Source organism: Microbacterium sp. ZKA21 (assembly GCF_050434165.1).
Classification (GTDB): domain Bacteria; phylum Actinomycetota; class Actinomycetes; order Actinomycetales; family Microbacteriaceae; genus Microbacterium.
The window spans coordinates 138,929-152,541 of record NZ_JBNPVV010000003.1 but is presented as its reverse complement, the minus strand read 5'-3'; the positions used below and the strand labels follow the sequence as shown (position 1 = coordinate 152,541).

Genomic DNA, 13,613 nt, shown 5'->3' with positions numbered 1-13,613 from the left:
ACCGCTCCGTCTCGTGTTCCGATCATGGACGCGTTCGAGATCGCCGGACTTCCGCTTCATCCTCTCATCGTGCACGCTCTCGTGGTGCTGCTTCCGCTGACCGCACTCGCGCTCGTGCTCGGTACCTTCATCCCCGCGGTGCGTCGGCGGCTGGGCATCGCGACGCCGGTCGCCGCCCTGGTCGTCCTCGCGCTCACCCCGATCACGGTCGCAGCCGGGGAAGCACTCCTGACGACGGTCGGACCGCTCCCCGGCGTGGAGGAGCACGCCGCCCTCGGCCGGATGCTGCTGCCCTGGGCGATCGCGCTCTTCGTCGTCTCCGCGGCGCAATGGGGCTGGTACCGGTTCCGTCCGCGTCCGGAAGAGGGGAAGCCGCGGTCGCGATCCGATGCGATCGTGACCGGCCTGCTCGCGGTGCTCGCGGTCGCGGCGGCGACGGGAAGCACGACGATGGTGGTCCGCATCGGCGAGGCAGGAGCTCGAGCCGTCTGGGGGTGAGGGCTTCAACTGATTGATCGATCGGGTGCAACTTCGTGCAACCCCGCGGGGGATAGCCTCAGCGTGAGACGCCGCGCATGACCGGACCCCAGCTGGTCGTCGGCGTCTGTCCCGGGGGATGGGGTGGGAGCTGATCCCCAGACAGCACCCACCCCCACACTCACGACGACGGCATCAAGCCGCCCGATAACCTGGGCGCATGAGCGATCTCACCACCGTCCTGCAGGTCACGCACAATGCCCGGAGCATCGGCGGGATGGCGGTGGAGTCCGGAGGGACGGTGCGCCCCGGCATCCTCCATCGGTCGGACGCCCTGGGCGCACTCACCGAAGCCGGCATCACCGCGTTCGCCGAACTCGGCATCGGCACGGTGATCGATCTGCGGACGGATGCCGAACGCACGCGGTCTGCCGACGTGCTGCCGCTGGACGGCAGCGTGCAGCTGATCACGCTGCCGATCCTCGGCGGAGCGATGGACGAGATGGTGCGCCGGATGCTCCCCGATGGCGACGGCACGCGGCCGAGCGAAGCGGACGTCGCCCGCATGCTGGATGCCGTCCCGACGCTCGAGGAGCTCTACCTCGGGATGCTGCGGGACGGCGCCGCGCAGTTCGTCGCGATCGGGCGGGCCGTGATCGCCGCGGGCGGCACGGAGCGCCCCGGCGTGCTGTTCCACTGCACGGCGGGGAAGGATCGGACGGGTGTCGCCGCGGCCATCCTGCTGCAGCTCGCCGGTGCGAGCCGCGCGGACATCGTCGCCGACTACACGCTGACCGAACAGAACCTCGCCGGAGCCTTCGCGGAGTCGCTCACCGGTCTCATCACGAGCATGGGCGTTCCGCTCACCCCGAAGCTCCGCATTCTCGCGACCGAGGCACCGGCGGAGGCCATCCAGGCCGTCCTCGATCGGCTCGCTTCGGAGTACGGCGGCGCCGCCGGCTACCTGCGCGCCCACGGGATGACGGATGCCGAGGTCGACGAGCTCGTCGGAATCCTGACGAGCGGGGTCGAGGAGGCGGCGGTCAGCGCTCGGCGGTCGCTGGACTGACCGCCGCGCGATCAGAACATCCGCGCCACGAAGTTGATCACCAGCACGAGCACCACGACGCCGATCCACACCCAGCGCGTCCGGCGCTTGAGCCGGCGGCCCGACGGGGCGACGCCCGGCGGGGGAGTGATCATCCCGACCGGGGGCGCGAACGGCAGGCCCGTCGCGGAGCCAGGCGCCGGGGCCGGGTTCGTGCCGAGCGCCGCCGCCGCGCTCTGACCCGCCTGCAATCGCTCATCGCGCCAGCGCGCCCACTGATCGAACTTCGTGATGAGCGCGCCGACTGCACCGAACAGCCACGCCCACGTCGCCGGGTCCAACGTCGACGCCTGACGCTGCGTGTACAGGAACAGCCAGTCGTCGACGATCTCGACATCCAGCTGAGCGGCGCTGTCGATGAACCGCGCCATGATGTCGGGCGTGAACAGGTAAAGAGCATCCTGCTCGTACCCGGCCGGGCAGTACAGCGTGAAGTACCGGTCGAAATCGCCTTCGAGCGAGAGGTGCTGATCCTTGTCGAAGGATGCCGGGAGGTTCGAGCCGAATCCGTTGTTGCCCACGGCGTCCAGAACGATGTTGGGCAGTGGCACGTCCAGCTTCACCGCGACGTACCCCCAGTGGTACGTCGTCGAGCTCTTGCCGTGCTTGACCGTGTACTGGTAATTGCCGAACTCGACGAAGCGGGGACTGTGGCCGCGCACCAGCCGGGTCGCGCGGCGAGCGTTGCCGTTCTGGAAGATCATCCCCGGGAGGCCCGGATTGTCCACCCGATCCTCGTAGCTCATGTTGTTCGCGGCCGCGAACCGGCTCAGCCGGTACCGTGCCACCCGGCCCCGACGATGGCTGACGAAGGCGAACACGCCCATCCCGACGAACAGGATGCCGAAGATCGCGAACGGCAGGATCGCCACCCCGGGGAATCCTTGCGTCGACATCGCTGCGAAGGAGAAGAGGAGGATCGGCAGTGCGATCGCGACGCACAGGACGCCGATGACGATCCCGATGACGGTTCCGGCGCTCATGCTGCCGGAGCGTCGGGCGCGCATCTCGGCGACGAACGCGTTCACCGCCGCGGGGTCGACCGGATCGGTGAGGGGGCGCGCGTCGAACGTCATCGGGTGCGCGTCGGGAATCGGCGTGCTCACCCGTCCCACGCTAGCCGTCGATGGCGGATCGGCGCGCCAGACGAGTCGCGCGTCAGCGGTTCACGTCGTCGGCATCCCAGGAGAGGTCGGCGCCCTCGCGCAGCGGAAGGGCCTCGATGCGTTCGTCCGAGCAGATCGCGCGGACGAGCTCGTGGGACCCCGCGACGATCGTGGAGTCGAAGTCGATCTCGCTCACCATGACCCAGGCGTGATCCTCGGGCCACAGGATGCTGGGGTGCTGCGCTTGCGGTGCGAAACCCTGCTCCTCGGCGGGGCGATCCCGCCACGGGGCGTCGAGCTGCCAATCCGGTTCGGTGAAAACGGATGGCGCGGCAGAGAAGAGCACGTGATCGCGGTCGGGAAGGTGGAGTCTCGGACCTCGGGAGATCTCGTCGGACAGCATGCCGGGCTGCCAGGTGGCTTTCGCGAACGGATTGTTGAATCGGTCGTGAACGCTCTGATCGAGCAGCGCCTGGTGGTGGGGATCGTCGCTGAAGCCGAGGAAGACGCGCGACGGCGCGGATCCGTAGAAGCCCACCAGCCCACCCCAGCCTTCCCAGATCGCGGCGAACCCGTCGTCTGGTGTCGTCGTGGCTTCGATCAGCTTCTCGGTGATCGCCGCCAGATGCCCCGGAGGAAGGGCTCCTTCCTCCGGGCTGGTGAACTCGCGTCCGTCATCGGCGATCCGGACGTGCCAGTCGCGGTCCACGGGCGTCCGCACGATCCGCTGCCATTGGGCGAGCGGATGCATCGTCGTGCCGAACGCCGACGCGGCGGCCGTCCAGGTCGTCGGCTCGTCGGAGAACGAGGACATCAGCCGTTGCTGCTCGGCATCCGGCATCCGTTCCCACTCGTCCTCGTCCGGCATCCGACGATGCGGGAGCGATCGCACCCGCGCCGGATGGAACACGCGGGCGTAGGCGGGGAACCCGTGCGGGACGGCGACGTGCATGCTCGCATAGCCGTCATCCAATCGGTCGCGCAGCCATGCGCCCACTGCTTCCGGATTCGCCACCCACTCCATGCCTCAACGGTACCCGGCGCGTGCCGCCGTCACACTGGGGGCCGACACGCCAGATGTCGGACCGTTCCGCCGAGAACGTCCGGCGGGTGGCGTGTCGGCCCCCTAACCGGAAGCGCGCCGGCGGACACCGAACCGACACCGAACCGCCCTCCGCGTGAGCTCGCGACGGATGGTGCACCGCCCGTTCACCGCGCGGTCGCCTCCCGGCAACGCGCGCGTGTCACCATGCCCGCCGTGCGCACGCCTCTCGTCACCGTGATCCTTCCCGCGAAGGATGCCGCGCCGTACATCGGCACCACGCTGGAGACTCTGACGCGCCAGTTCGAGAACCCCGCCGCCCTCAAGCTCGTCGCGGTCGACGACGGCTCCTCCGACGGCACCGGCGCGATCATGCGCTCTTACGCCGACTGCTTCCGGCACGCCGAGGTCATCGTGAACCCGAAACCGCTCGGGCTGGCGACCGCGCGCAACCAGGGCCTCGACCACGTCGAAGGAGACGCCTTCTGCTTCATCGACGGCGACGACTGGATGCAGCCGGGCCGACTGCGCGTGCTCGCCGAGAACCTGCGCGAGCTCGAGTGCGACTTCCTCCGCACCGACCACGTGCGCGTCACCGGCATCAAGCGCACCCTGGTGCGCGCGCCTTACGCCTGGCGCGGCGAGGTCGCGTCGCCGCGTGATGCGATCCTTCCGGCGGACGACACGACCATGGTCGACTACCCGTATGCCTGGGCGGGCATATTCCACCGCCGCCTCATCGACCGCGGCCTCGCCGTCTTCGACGACGGGCTGTTCACGGCCGAGGATCGCCCATGGATCTGGCGCCTGCACCTGCACGCGCGCTCCTTCGCGGTCGTCGACGCCCCCGCGCTGCTCTACCGCCGCGGTGTGCCGACATCGCTGACCCAGGTGCGCGACCGCCGACAGCTCGACTTCACCCGCGCGCTCTCCGCGGTGCTCGACACCGTCGAGCAGGATGCCGAGGCCGAGCGCTTCTTGCCGAAAGCGGTGTGGACCGTGCTGGCGCTGAGCTCGCATCACCTCGTCCGCTCGCGCCAGATGACGCCGGCGCTGCGCCGCGACATGCGCATCGGCATCCGAGAGCTGCTGGCTCGCCTGCCCGCCGACCAGGCGAGGTCCGCGCTGTCGCGACTCGACGGGCCGCGCCGCCGGGTGCTCGCGCGGAGCCTTCGCCAGGCGGAGCGGACGACATGACCCGGCTGTTCATGCTGCACAGCGCATATGGCCTCGCGACTGCGGCGGCCGCTATCGATGCGGGCCTGTTCGACAACGCGCACGAGAACGTGCTGGTCCCCGTCAACACCGCGCGCATTCCCGAGACGAGCACCGGCATCGACGCGCAACCGGGTCTCGCGACGCTGCGGGGGCGGTTCGCCCGAACCGAGTCCTTCGACGAACTGCTGTCGCCGCGGCATCCGTCCTCGTGGAAGCCCCACGCCCCTGACCTGCCGATCCTGCGGCGCCTGCTCACCCGGGCCTGGGCACTCGACGACGAGATCGAGTTGTGCGTGCAGAGCCCGCAGGTCGCGCCGGCGAAGACGCTGCTGGCGCTGTTCTCGAACGCACGGATCACGATCATCGGCGACGGACTGATGACGTACTCGCCGATCCGGGTCGATCTCGGCCGCACCGTCGTCGAGCGCGTGGGGCGGGTCGTCTACGGCGACGTCGTGCCCGGGGTGGAACCGCTCGTCTTCACAGAGGCGAGAGCCGCGCGCGCACCTGTCCCTGCGGCGGCGTTCCGCGCGGCACTCGCCGAGACGGCCGTGCCCGATCCCGCACTGGATGCCCTCGCCGACGGCACTCGGACGGCGCTCGTGCTCGGCCAGTACCTCGCCGCGCTCGGCCTCGTCGAGCCCGCCGAGGAGATCGCCATGCAACAGCAGATGGTCGATCGCGCGATGGCCTGGGATCCGGCGCGCATCGTCTTCAAACCGCACCCGTCGGCACCGCCGGCCGTCACATCGGCGCTGCGCCAGCGCGCCCGCCGACACGGCGTGGCGCTGGTCGAGTACGACGGTCCGACCCCGGCGGAGCTGGTCGCCGAACGACTGGATGCCGCGGTCGTCGTCGCGGGCTTCTCGACGGCGCTGCCCACCGTGCGCACACTGTACGACCGGGCGATCGCCTCCGCCGGGCTGGACACTGTGCTCGCGCGCCTCACTCCGTACGAGAACAGCAACCGCGTGCCGGCCACGATCGTCGACGCGCTCACCCGTGACGATTCGCCGTACCGGGATCCCGACCGGCTGCAGCTGCTCGTCGACGCCGTCGGCTACGCCATGCAGCCGCGCATCGCCGCGCACCTGCGTCCGCGTGCCGTGCAGCTGCTGCAGGAGATGGATGCCGCGGAGCGCGATCGCTACTTCGTCCCCGACCGGCTCATCGCTCTCGGGCTGCCCGGCGCCCCGCGGGAGCGCTTCGTTCCGCGGATGCTGCGCTCGCGCGGCGGCGTGGGGCGCATGGAGGAGATCCGTCTCACGGTGGCGGGGGCACGGCGGCGCGCCGGTCGCGCATGGAAGGCGGTACGAGGACGATGACGCGGAACGATGCAGCACACCCGGTGACGGTGGCGATCATCCCCGCACGGGGCGGATCCAAGCAGGTGCCGCGCAAGAACCTCCGGCGGGTCGGCGGGTTGCCGCTTGTCGAGCGGGCTGTGCGGGCGGCGACCGCGGCATCCGGAGTCGACCTCGTGGTCGTCTCCACCGACGACGCCGAGATCGCGGCGGTGGGGACCGCCGCGGGGGCGCGGGTGGTCGTGCGGCCGGCGGAGATCTCGGGCGACACGGCCTCGTCCGAGAGCGCCGTCCTGCATGCGCTGGACGAGCTCGAGAACTCCGGCATCCGCATCGCCACCGTGGTCTTCGTGCAGGCGACGTCGCCGTTCATCCCGTCCGCGGGGATCGACCAGGCCATCGCGCTGATCCGCGACGGCCGCTTCGACAGCGTGTTCTCCGCGCACGAGACCTACGGGTTCCTTTGGCGTCGCGACGAGAACGGTGCGGCTGCGGCCATCAACCACGACGCATCCCACCGGCCGCGACGACAGGAGCGCGAGCCGCACTATCTGGAGACCGGCGCGTTCTACGCATTCACCGCCGCGGGATTCCGAGCCGCGGGGCACCGCTTCTTCGGCCGGATCGGGATAGTCGAGGTGCCCGAGCAGACCGCGGTCGAGATCGACGACGTCCACCAGCTCGCGACGGCGGCCGCCGTCGCCGGACTCATCGATCCGCCGGACGACCGCATCGATGTGCGGGCGGTCGTGACGGACTTCGACGGCGTGCACACCGATGACACGGCGCTCGTCGACAGCGAGGGGCGCGAGCACGTGCGGGTCAGCAGGGAGGACGGCATGGGCGTCTCGCTGCTGCGGCGTGCCGGCATCCCGATGCTCATCCTGTCGACCGAGACCAACGCGGTCGTGCGCGCCAGGGCGGACAAGCTCCAGGTGCCGGTGCTGCACGGCATCGACGACAAGGCGACGGCGCTGGCCGGCTGGGCGGCCGAGCACGGCATCGCCCTCAGCGAGATCGCGTATCTCGGCAACGACGTCAACGACCTCCCGGCGATGCGGATCGTCGGCTGGCCCGTCGCCGTCGCCGGATCGCATCCCGCCGTACGAGAGCAGGCGCGGGTCGTGCTCAACCGCCACGGCGGACAGGGCGCCGTTCGCGAACTGGTCGAGCGGGTATTGCCTCGGTGACCGGTCCCGGGTCCGCGCCGGTGCCGGGCCGGTGGCGCGTTCCAGCCGGTGCCGGGCCGGTTGCGGGTTCCGGTCGCACTTCGCGCTGCTTTCCGGGCGGGGTGCTTCGTTCCGGTCTCAGTTGACGCCGCTTCGAGCGCGAAATGGCGGCATCAACTGCGATCGGAGCGCGGGAGTGGGCTCCGATACCGGCATGAACTGAGACCGGAGCGCGGGAGTGGGCTCCGATACCGGCATCAACTGCGACCGGAGCGCGGGAGTGGGCCCCGATACCGGCATGAACTGAGACCGGAGCGCGGGAGTGGGCCGCGATACCGCATCAACTGCGACCGGAACCGCGACGGAGCCCGATTCCGGTACGCGGCCGCGTAGCCGTCGCACTTTGTGCCGCCTCGGCAGTGGGGCGCTTCGCTGCGGTCGCAGTCGGCGCCGCTTCGAGCGCGGCATACCGACATGAACTGAGACCGGAGCGCGGGAACGGGCCAGGATGCCGGCACGAACTGCGACCGGAGTCGCGGGGCCGAAAGCATCCCGTCCGGTGCCGGTAACCGTCAGGTCGCGTGGCGTTCACCCTCGCGGCGTACCCAGGAGAGACAGGGTTTCACGACTGGAGGACGACATGACCGTAAGCATCGGATCGCACGTGATCGGCGGCGGCAACCCCGTCTACGTGATCGCCGAGATCGGGCTGAACCACAACGGCGACGTCGAACTCGCCAAGCGCCTGATCGACGTCGCAGCGCGCAGCGGCGCGAACGCGGTGAAGTTCCAGAAGCGCACGCCCGAGATCTCGACCCCCGAGCACATGCGCGACGTGCCGCGGGAGACCCCGTGGGGCACCATGACCTACCTCGACTACCGCCGCCGCGTCGAGTTCGGCCGCGACGAGTACATCGAGATCGGCGACTACGCCACCATGCTCGGCCTCGACTGGTTCGCCTCGCCGTGGGACGTTCCCAGCGTGCACTTCCTCGAGGACCTCAACGTCGTCGCCCACAAGGTGGCCTCAGCGAGCCTCACCGACACGGAACTGCTCGAGGCGCTGCGCGCGACCGGCAAGCCGGTGATCCTCTCGACCGGGATGTCGACGCTCGAGCAGATCGACCGCGCACTCGAGGTGCTCGGCACCGATCGCGTCGTGCTCATGCAGGCCACGTCGACGTACCCGATGGAGCCCGAGGAGGCCAATCTGCGGGTCATCGCGTCGCTGCGCGACCGGTACCCCGGCATCCCGGTCGGATACTCCGGCCACGAGCGCGGCCTGCAGATCTCGCTGGCAGCCGTGGCGATCGGCGCCGTCGCGGTGGAGCGGCACATCACGCTCGATCGCACCATGTGGGGTTCGGATCATGCAGCCTCGCTCGAGCCCACGGGCCTCGACCACCTCGTCCGCGACATCCGCGTGATCGAGACGGCGCTCGGCGACGGCATCAAGCGCGTGTTCCCCGGCGAACTCGCCCCGATGGCGAAGCTGCGTCGCGTACCGGCATGAGCGCTCGCCTTCGCGTCGTCGCGATCGCCGACGCCGACTCGTTCGTGAAGTGGTCGGCTTCGCTTCTGGCGGGTGTCGACGGCATCCGACGCCACCTGCTGATCGTGACGACGCCGCTGACGGTCAGTCGCGCGCAGGAGCGTGCGGCGCTGGCCGGCACCGGCTTCACGGATGCTGAGGTCACGCGTCTCTCGTTCGACGAGGTCCGCGGCTGGCTGGCCGGACACCAGCCGGATGCAGTGGTCCTCGCCGGCCGCGGCGCCTTCGTGCGGCTGCTCGGCGGGCAGATCGATCGGCTCGACAAGCGGCCGGTCGTCGTGGGCGGGCTGCCGGGGATGTCGATCCCTACGCAGCGTGGTGCGTTGGAGTACCGGAAGCACTGCGATCTGGTCGTGCTGCATTCGCATCGGGAGCGGCGAGCGTTCGCGGAGCTCGGGAAGCGGATCGGGGTGGACGTGCCGCTGGGGCTGGCGACGCTGCCGTACGCGCGCTCCTCTTTCGTCGAGCGAGCGGAGACGGGCCCACGCGCCCCGGAGGCTCCGGCCGACGCGGAGCGTCGATTGGAGTGGGGTGCGGGGATCGAAACGGGTTCTCAGTCGCAGACGCGTTTCAATTCGGTCGGCTCCGCCGTCCTCGCGGGGCGAGCGGGGGGGAATGTCGGACTCGGCCGTCGTCTCGGGGGAGCGGGGGGACTGTCGGGCACTGCCGTCCTCGCGGGGCGAGCGGCGGAAGCGTCCTCCTCGACCGGGCAGACGAAGGGGCTCGTCGAAACGCAGGCGACCTTGCGCCCGCCGGCCACGGATCTCGTGTTCGCGGCACAGGCCATGGTGCCGGTCGAACGCCATGAGCGTCAGGCGGTCGCCGACATCCTCGTCCGCGCGGCTGAGGCGAATCCGCGTCGCCGCGTCGTCGTGAAGCTGCGGTCGCGCCCCGGTGAGGCCGAGACGCACCTCGAGCAGGATGCGTACGTCGACCTGTTCCGATCGCGCCCGTCGAACCTCGTGTTCTCGTATCAGCCGATGTCCGCAGCGCTGGAGCGCGCCGAAGGGCTTGTGACGGTGAGCTCGACCGCGGCCATCGAGGCGCTGGCGGCGGGCGTTCCGGTCATCGCCCTCGACACGTTCGGGGTGCGCAAGCCGCTGCTGAACACTGTGTTCATCGGCAGCGGACTGCTGGGCGGAGGCGAAGAGGTGGTGCGGCGGCAGTTCCGGCATCCGCACCCCGGTTGGATGTGGGACAACTACTTCCACCCGGCATCCGAGTCCGGATGGTGGCGCGACGTCGAACAGCTGATCGCGCGCCGGCGAGCCGGCGAGCTCGCGCCGCGGCAGATGCCATCGCCGCGCGGCGGCGCGCTGCATGCGGCCTGGCACCGCAAGAGCGTGCTCGGCTCGGCGGACCGGAGTGTCAGCGGCGCTGTGGCGCTGGCGGTCGGCGCGCCGCTCGTCCGAGGCATCCTGTCGCGTCGTCGGGCTTCGGCCGACACCTGGTCCGAGACCGGAACCGACTTCACCCTCGAGCCGGCCCCGCACGCCGACTCGCTGCGCCGCTGAGGCGCAGGTTCGCGACACGCCCGGAACTCCGGTAGACTGTCACGGTTGTCTGCCTGCCGGCATCCATTCGGGATTCCAGGGCGGACACGTGCACACACCCTCCTGCTTCCAGGAAATCCCTGGAAGCCGTTCTAGTCCGAAGGAGGTGGGTAAGTGACGCACCAGTACGAACTCATGGTCATTCTGACCCCCGAGATCGACGAGCGCCAGGTCGCCCCGACACTGGACAAGTTCCTCAAGGTCATCACCAACGACGGTGGCTCTGTGGACAAGGTCGACATCTGGGGTAAGCGCCGTCTGGCCTACGAGATCCAGAAGAAGACCGAAGGCATCTACGCCGTCGTGAACTTCACCGCGACCAGCGAGGCCACCCAGGAGCTGGACCGTCAGCTCGGCCTCAACGAGCAGATCATGCGCACCAAGGTGCTGCGTGCTGAAGAGGCTCAGGCGATGGTTGCCGCGGAGGCGAAGCGCTCCGAGGAGAAGGCCGCTCGCAAGTCCAAGGCTGCGAAGGCCTAAGACCCATGGCCGGCGAAACCGTCATCACCGTGGTGGGAAACCTCACGGCCGACCCCGAACTGCGCTACACGCAGAACGGGCTGCCGGTGGCGAACTTCACCATCGCATCGACGCCGCGCAACTTCGACCGTGCCGCGAACGAGTGGAAGGACGGCGAAGCGCTGTTCCTCCGCGCGTCCGTCTGGCGCGAGTTCGCCGAGCACGTGGCGGGTTCGCTGACGAAGGGCATGCGCGTCATCGCGCAGGGCCGTCTGCGTCAGCGCTCCTACCAGGACCGTGAGGGCAACAACCGCACGGCCATCGAGCTCGAAGTCGACGAGATCGGACCGTCGCTGCGTTACGCGACGGCTCAAGTCACGCGTGCGGCTTCCGGCGGTGGCGCCGGTGGCGGGCAGTCGCGTCCGCAGCAGCAGGTGTCGGAGGAGCCGTGGTCCACACCCGGTTCATCGACCAGCGCTGACGCCTGGAGCACTCCGGGCAGCTTCGGCGACGACACCCCGTTCTGAACAAACACTTCATTTAAGGAAAAACCATGGCTGGAAAGTCGAGCGGCGACCGCCGCAAGCCGCGGAAGGGTGGCAAGCCCACCGCTCCCGCGAAGTCGATCCGGGTCGGCGTCATTGATTACAAGGACGTCGCGACCCTTCGCAAGTTCATCTCGGAGCGTGGCAAGATCCGCGCCCGTCGTATCACCGGTGTCTCGGTCCAGGAGCAGCGTCTGATCGCCAAGGCGATCAAGAACGCGCGCGAAATGGCGCTCCTGCCCTACGCCGGCGCTGGCCGCTGAGGGGTACGGACATGGCAAAGCTGATTCTCACGAACGAGGTCGCCGGGCTCGGAAGCGCCGGTGACGTGGTCGAGGTCAAGAACGGGTACGCCCGTAACTACCTCATCCCCCAGGGCTTCGCTACGGCGTGGACCCGTGGCGGCGAAAAGCAGGTCGACCAGATCCAGGCCGCCCGCAAGGCGCGTGCGATCCACGACCGCGACGAGGCCGTGGCGCTCAAGGACAAGCTCGAGGGCACCAAGGTCCGTCTGGCCGTCAAGGCCGGCGCGACGGGTCGCCTGTTCGGCTCGGTCAAGACCGCCGACATCGCGAACGCCGTCGAGGCCGCCGGTCTCGGCAGCATCGACAAGCGCAAGGTGCACATCACCAACGCCATCAAGGCGACCGGTGAGCACGAGGCCACGGTCCGTCTGCACGACGACCTGACCGCTGTCATCACGCTGCAGGTCGTCGCCGCCAAGTAAGGCTCGACACCGCAACGATCGGATGCCGTTCTCCTTCGGGAGGGCGGCATCCGTCGGTTCAGGCGTCGTCGGGCGCGCGGTCGAGAAGGTGCAGCAGTGCGCTCTCGGGTGACGGCGCCCGGTCGATGAACCGCCCCTTCCTGGCGGCGGCGAGCACGCGCGGATCGATGTAGCTCGCCCTGGCGATGGCCCTGGTGTTCCCCAGCGCGGCTGCGACCGCGTCGACGGCAGCGCGTTCGCGAGCCTCGGCATCCTCGTCGGCGCGTTCGGCGAGGACCAGCGCCGCCGTCGTCGTTCCGCGGAGCGTGCGGAAGTCCTTCGCCGTGAACGGTTCGCCCGCGGCGTCGGCGAGGAACGCGTTCACGTCCGCCGGTCCGATCGTGCGGCGCCGTGGACCCTCGCGGTAGCGCAGGAGGAACGCGCGCGCCGGATGCGCCGGATGGGAGCCGATCCAGGCGATGAGGTCCTCGTCGTCGAACTCGATCGTGTGGAGGAGGTTCATCTTGCCTCGGAACGACAGGGTGATGGTCGTGCCGCGCCACGTGACGTCCGCCCAGCGCAGCGTGGTGAGTCCGCGGGTGCCGTAGCGGCGCAGGTAGCCGGGGGATCCGATCCGGATGGCGGTGCGATCGAGCAGACGGAACGCGACGGCGAGGACGCGCTCGCGTTCGTCCTCGCCGCGCAGTGCCCGTGTCGCCCTGGCGCGCAGCGCGGGCAGCGCGGCGGCGAGACGCAGCGCCCGTTCGAACTTCTCGCCGTCGCGGCGCGTCCGCCACCTCGCGTGATAGAGGTACTGACGTCGGCCCGCGGCATCCGTTCCGAGCGCCTGGAGGTGCCCGTCGGGGTCGGGACTGATCCAGACGGAGGTCCACGCCGGCGGGATCACGAGAGCCGCGATGCGCTTGCGATCGGCACTGCTGACCGCCGTGCCGTCGGGGTTGCGATAGCGGAACCGGCCGCGAGTGCGCACTCGACGGATGCCGGGCACGGATGCCGGGTCGACACGGTGGATGCGCGGCATGTCCCACCTCCTGGGTCTCAGCAGACCGGGACCGTGCCCCGACGTCAAGGGGCTTGATCCCGGGGTGCGGAGGATGCGGCGGATGCCCCGAGGGACGAACTCGGGGCATCCGCCTGTTCGCGTGCGCGGGTGCTGAGCACCGGCGGTGGGGAGCACTCGGGATGGCTCCCGGCTGCCGCATCGCGCGCACGCACCGGACGGGGATCGACGGCTCCTCCCCCGAGGACGCCGATCCCGGTCCGGCGTTCAGCGCTGCGCTGTGCGGCGCGCGTCGAAGAGGGGATCCTCCGCCGTCGGAGCCGTGTCGGCCTGGGGAGCCGGGCTCGGTTCGG

Annotated in this window: 14 protein-coding genes; 11 read left to right on the top strand and 3 right to left on the bottom strand. The window is 69.9% G+C overall.

The features are described 5' to 3' along the window. Window positions 1–24 precede the first annotated feature (24 nt). On the top strand, window positions 25–498 hold the full coding sequence (locus M2317_RS08050) for a DUF2231 domain-containing protein (RefSeq protein WP_429459015.1): 474 nt from the start codon (window positions 25–27) through the stop codon (window positions 496–498). A 199-nt stretch (window positions 499–697) separates the two neighbouring features. Further along, the gene (locus M2317_RS08045; RefSeq protein WP_429459013.1) at window positions 698–1,546 is read left to right on the top strand and encodes a tyrosine-protein phosphatase; all 849 of its coding nucleotides are present in this window, start codon (window positions 698–700) and stop codon (window positions 1,544–1,546) included. 11 nt (window positions 1,547–1,557) lie between these two features. On the opposite strand, the gene M2317_RS08040 is transcribed toward M2317_RS08045, so the two are convergent. Both M2317_RS08040 and M2317_RS08035 read right to left on the bottom strand, forming a co-directional pair. After that, on the bottom strand, window positions 1,558–2,691 hold the full coding sequence (locus M2317_RS08040) for a hypothetical protein (RefSeq protein WP_429459011.1): 1,134 nt from the start codon (window positions 2,689–2,691) through the stop codon (window positions 1,558–1,560). Window positions 2,692–2,743: 52 nt separating this feature from the next. Continuing rightward, the gene (locus M2317_RS08035; protein ID WP_429459009.1) at window positions 2,744–3,715 is read right to left on the bottom strand and encodes a hypothetical protein; all 972 of its coding nucleotides are present in this window, start codon (window positions 3,713–3,715) and stop codon (window positions 2,744–2,746) included. Between the two features lie 234 nt (window positions 3,716–3,949). Here M2317_RS08035 and M2317_RS08030 point away from each other — a divergent pair, with 234 nt between their 5' ends. The 9 genes from M2317_RS08030 to rplI all read left to right on the top strand — a co-directional run bounded on the left by M2317_RS08030 (window position 3,950) and on the right by rplI (window position 12,260). Further along, window positions 3,950–4,930 carry a glycosyltransferase family 2 protein gene (locus M2317_RS08030; RefSeq protein ID WP_429459007.1) on the top strand — a complete coding sequence of 327 codons (981 nt, stop codon included), beginning with the start codon at window positions 3,950–3,952 and terminating at the stop codon, window positions 4,928–4,930. Next, the gene (locus M2317_RS08025) at window positions 4,927–6,276 is read left to right on the top strand and encodes a polysialyltransferase family glycosyltransferase (RefSeq protein ID WP_429459005.1); all 1,350 of its coding nucleotides are present in this window, start codon (window positions 4,927–4,929) and stop codon (window positions 6,274–6,276) included. The genes M2317_RS08030 and M2317_RS08025 overlap by 4 nt, the downstream gene beginning before the upstream one ends. After that, on the top strand, window positions 6,273–7,445 hold the full coding sequence (locus tag M2317_RS08020) for a cytidylyltransferase domain-containing protein (RefSeq protein ID WP_429459003.1): 1,173 nt from the start codon (window positions 6,273–6,275) through the stop codon (window positions 7,443–7,445). Before M2317_RS08025 ends, M2317_RS08020 begins: the two co-directional genes overlap by 4 nt. Window positions 7,446–8,064: 619 nt before the next feature. Beyond that, the gene (locus M2317_RS08015) at window positions 8,065–8,937 is read left to right on the top strand and encodes an N-acetylneuraminate synthase family protein (RefSeq protein ID WP_429459001.1); all 873 of its coding nucleotides are present in this window, start codon (window positions 8,065–8,067) and stop codon (window positions 8,935–8,937) included. Next, on the top strand, window positions 8,934–10,490 hold the full coding sequence (locus tag M2317_RS08010; RefSeq protein WP_429458999.1) for a DUF6716 putative glycosyltransferase: 1,557 nt from the start codon (window positions 8,934–8,936) through the stop codon (window positions 10,488–10,490). Before M2317_RS08015 ends, M2317_RS08010 begins: the two co-directional genes overlap by 4 nt. A 153-nt stretch (window positions 10,491–10,643) precedes the next feature. Next, complete coding sequence (rpsF, locus tag M2317_RS08005; RefSeq protein ID WP_429458997.1) at window positions 10,644–11,009, top strand: 30S ribosomal protein S6; 366 nt, start codon at window positions 10,644–10,646, stop codon at window positions 11,007–11,009. 5 nt (window positions 11,010–11,014) lie between these two features. Next, entirely contained in the window at window positions 11,015–11,515 is a 501-nt protein-coding gene (locus M2317_RS08000) for a single-stranded DNA-binding protein (RefSeq protein ID WP_429458995.1), read from the top strand. A 26-nt stretch (window positions 11,516–11,541) separates the two neighbouring features. Beyond that, window positions 11,542–11,796, top strand: a complete 255-nt coding sequence (rpsR, locus tag M2317_RS07995; RefSeq protein WP_071641238.1) for a 30S ribosomal protein S18 — start codon at window positions 11,542–11,544, stop codon at window positions 11,794–11,796. A gap of 11 nt (window positions 11,797–11,807) precedes the next feature. Next, on the top strand, window positions 11,808–12,260 hold the full coding sequence (gene rplI / locus M2317_RS07990) for a 50S ribosomal protein L9 (RefSeq protein ID WP_429458992.1): 453 nt from the start codon (window positions 11,808–11,810) through the stop codon (window positions 12,258–12,260). A 58-nt stretch (window positions 12,261–12,318) separates the two neighbouring features. Here the strand turns inward: rplI and M2317_RS07985 are convergent, their stop codons facing one another. Continuing rightward, the gene (locus M2317_RS07985) at window positions 12,319–13,281 is read right to left on the bottom strand and encodes a DNA topoisomerase IB (RefSeq protein ID WP_429458990.1); all 963 of its coding nucleotides are present in this window, start codon (window positions 13,279–13,281) and stop codon (window positions 12,319–12,321) included. Between the last annotated feature and the right edge of the window lie 332 nt (window positions 13,282–13,613).

Excerpts from the sequence above, each read along its gene's own strand:
- M2317_RS08015 (WP_429459001.1), top strand. The coding sequence starts at position 8,065 with ATGACCGTAAGCATCGGATCGCACGTGATCGGCGGCGGCAACCCCGTC.
- M2317_RS08025 (WP_429459005.1), top strand. The coding sequence starts at position 4,927 with ATGACCCGGCTGTTCATGCTGCACAGCGCATATGGCCTCGCGACTGCG.
- M2317_RS08000 (WP_429458995.1), top strand. The coding sequence starts at position 11,015 with ATGGCCGGCGAAACCGTCATCACCGTGGTGGGAAACCTCACGGCCGAC.
- M2317_RS08050 (WP_429459015.1), top strand. The coding sequence starts at position 25 with ATGGACGCGTTCGAGATCGCCGGACTTCCGCTTCATCCTCTCATCGTG.
- M2317_RS08035 (WP_429459009.1), bottom strand. The coding sequence starts at position 3,715 with ATGGAGTGGGTGGCGAATCCGGAAGCAGTGGGCGCATGGCTGCGCGAC.
- M2317_RS08045 (WP_429459013.1), top strand. The coding sequence starts at position 698 with ATGAGCGATCTCACCACCGTCCTGCAGGTCACGCACAATGCCCGGAGC.
- M2317_RS08020 (WP_429459003.1), top strand. The coding sequence starts at position 6,273 with ATGACGCGGAACGATGCAGCACACCCGGTGACGGTGGCGATCATCCCC.
- M2317_RS08010 (WP_429458999.1), top strand. The coding sequence starts at position 8,934 with ATGAGCGCTCGCCTTCGCGTCGTCGCGATCGCCGACGCCGACTCGTTC.
- M2317_RS07985 (WP_429458990.1), bottom strand. The coding sequence starts at position 13,281 with ATGCCGCGCATCCACCGTGTCGACCCGGCATCCGTGCCCGGCATCCGT.
- rplI (WP_429458992.1), top strand. The coding sequence starts at position 11,808 with ATGGCAAAGCTGATTCTCACGAACGAGGTCGCCGGGCTCGGAAGCGCC.
- rpsR (WP_071641238.1), top strand. The coding sequence starts at position 11,542 with ATGGCTGGAAAGTCGAGCGGCGACCGCCGCAAGCCGCGGAAGGGTGGC.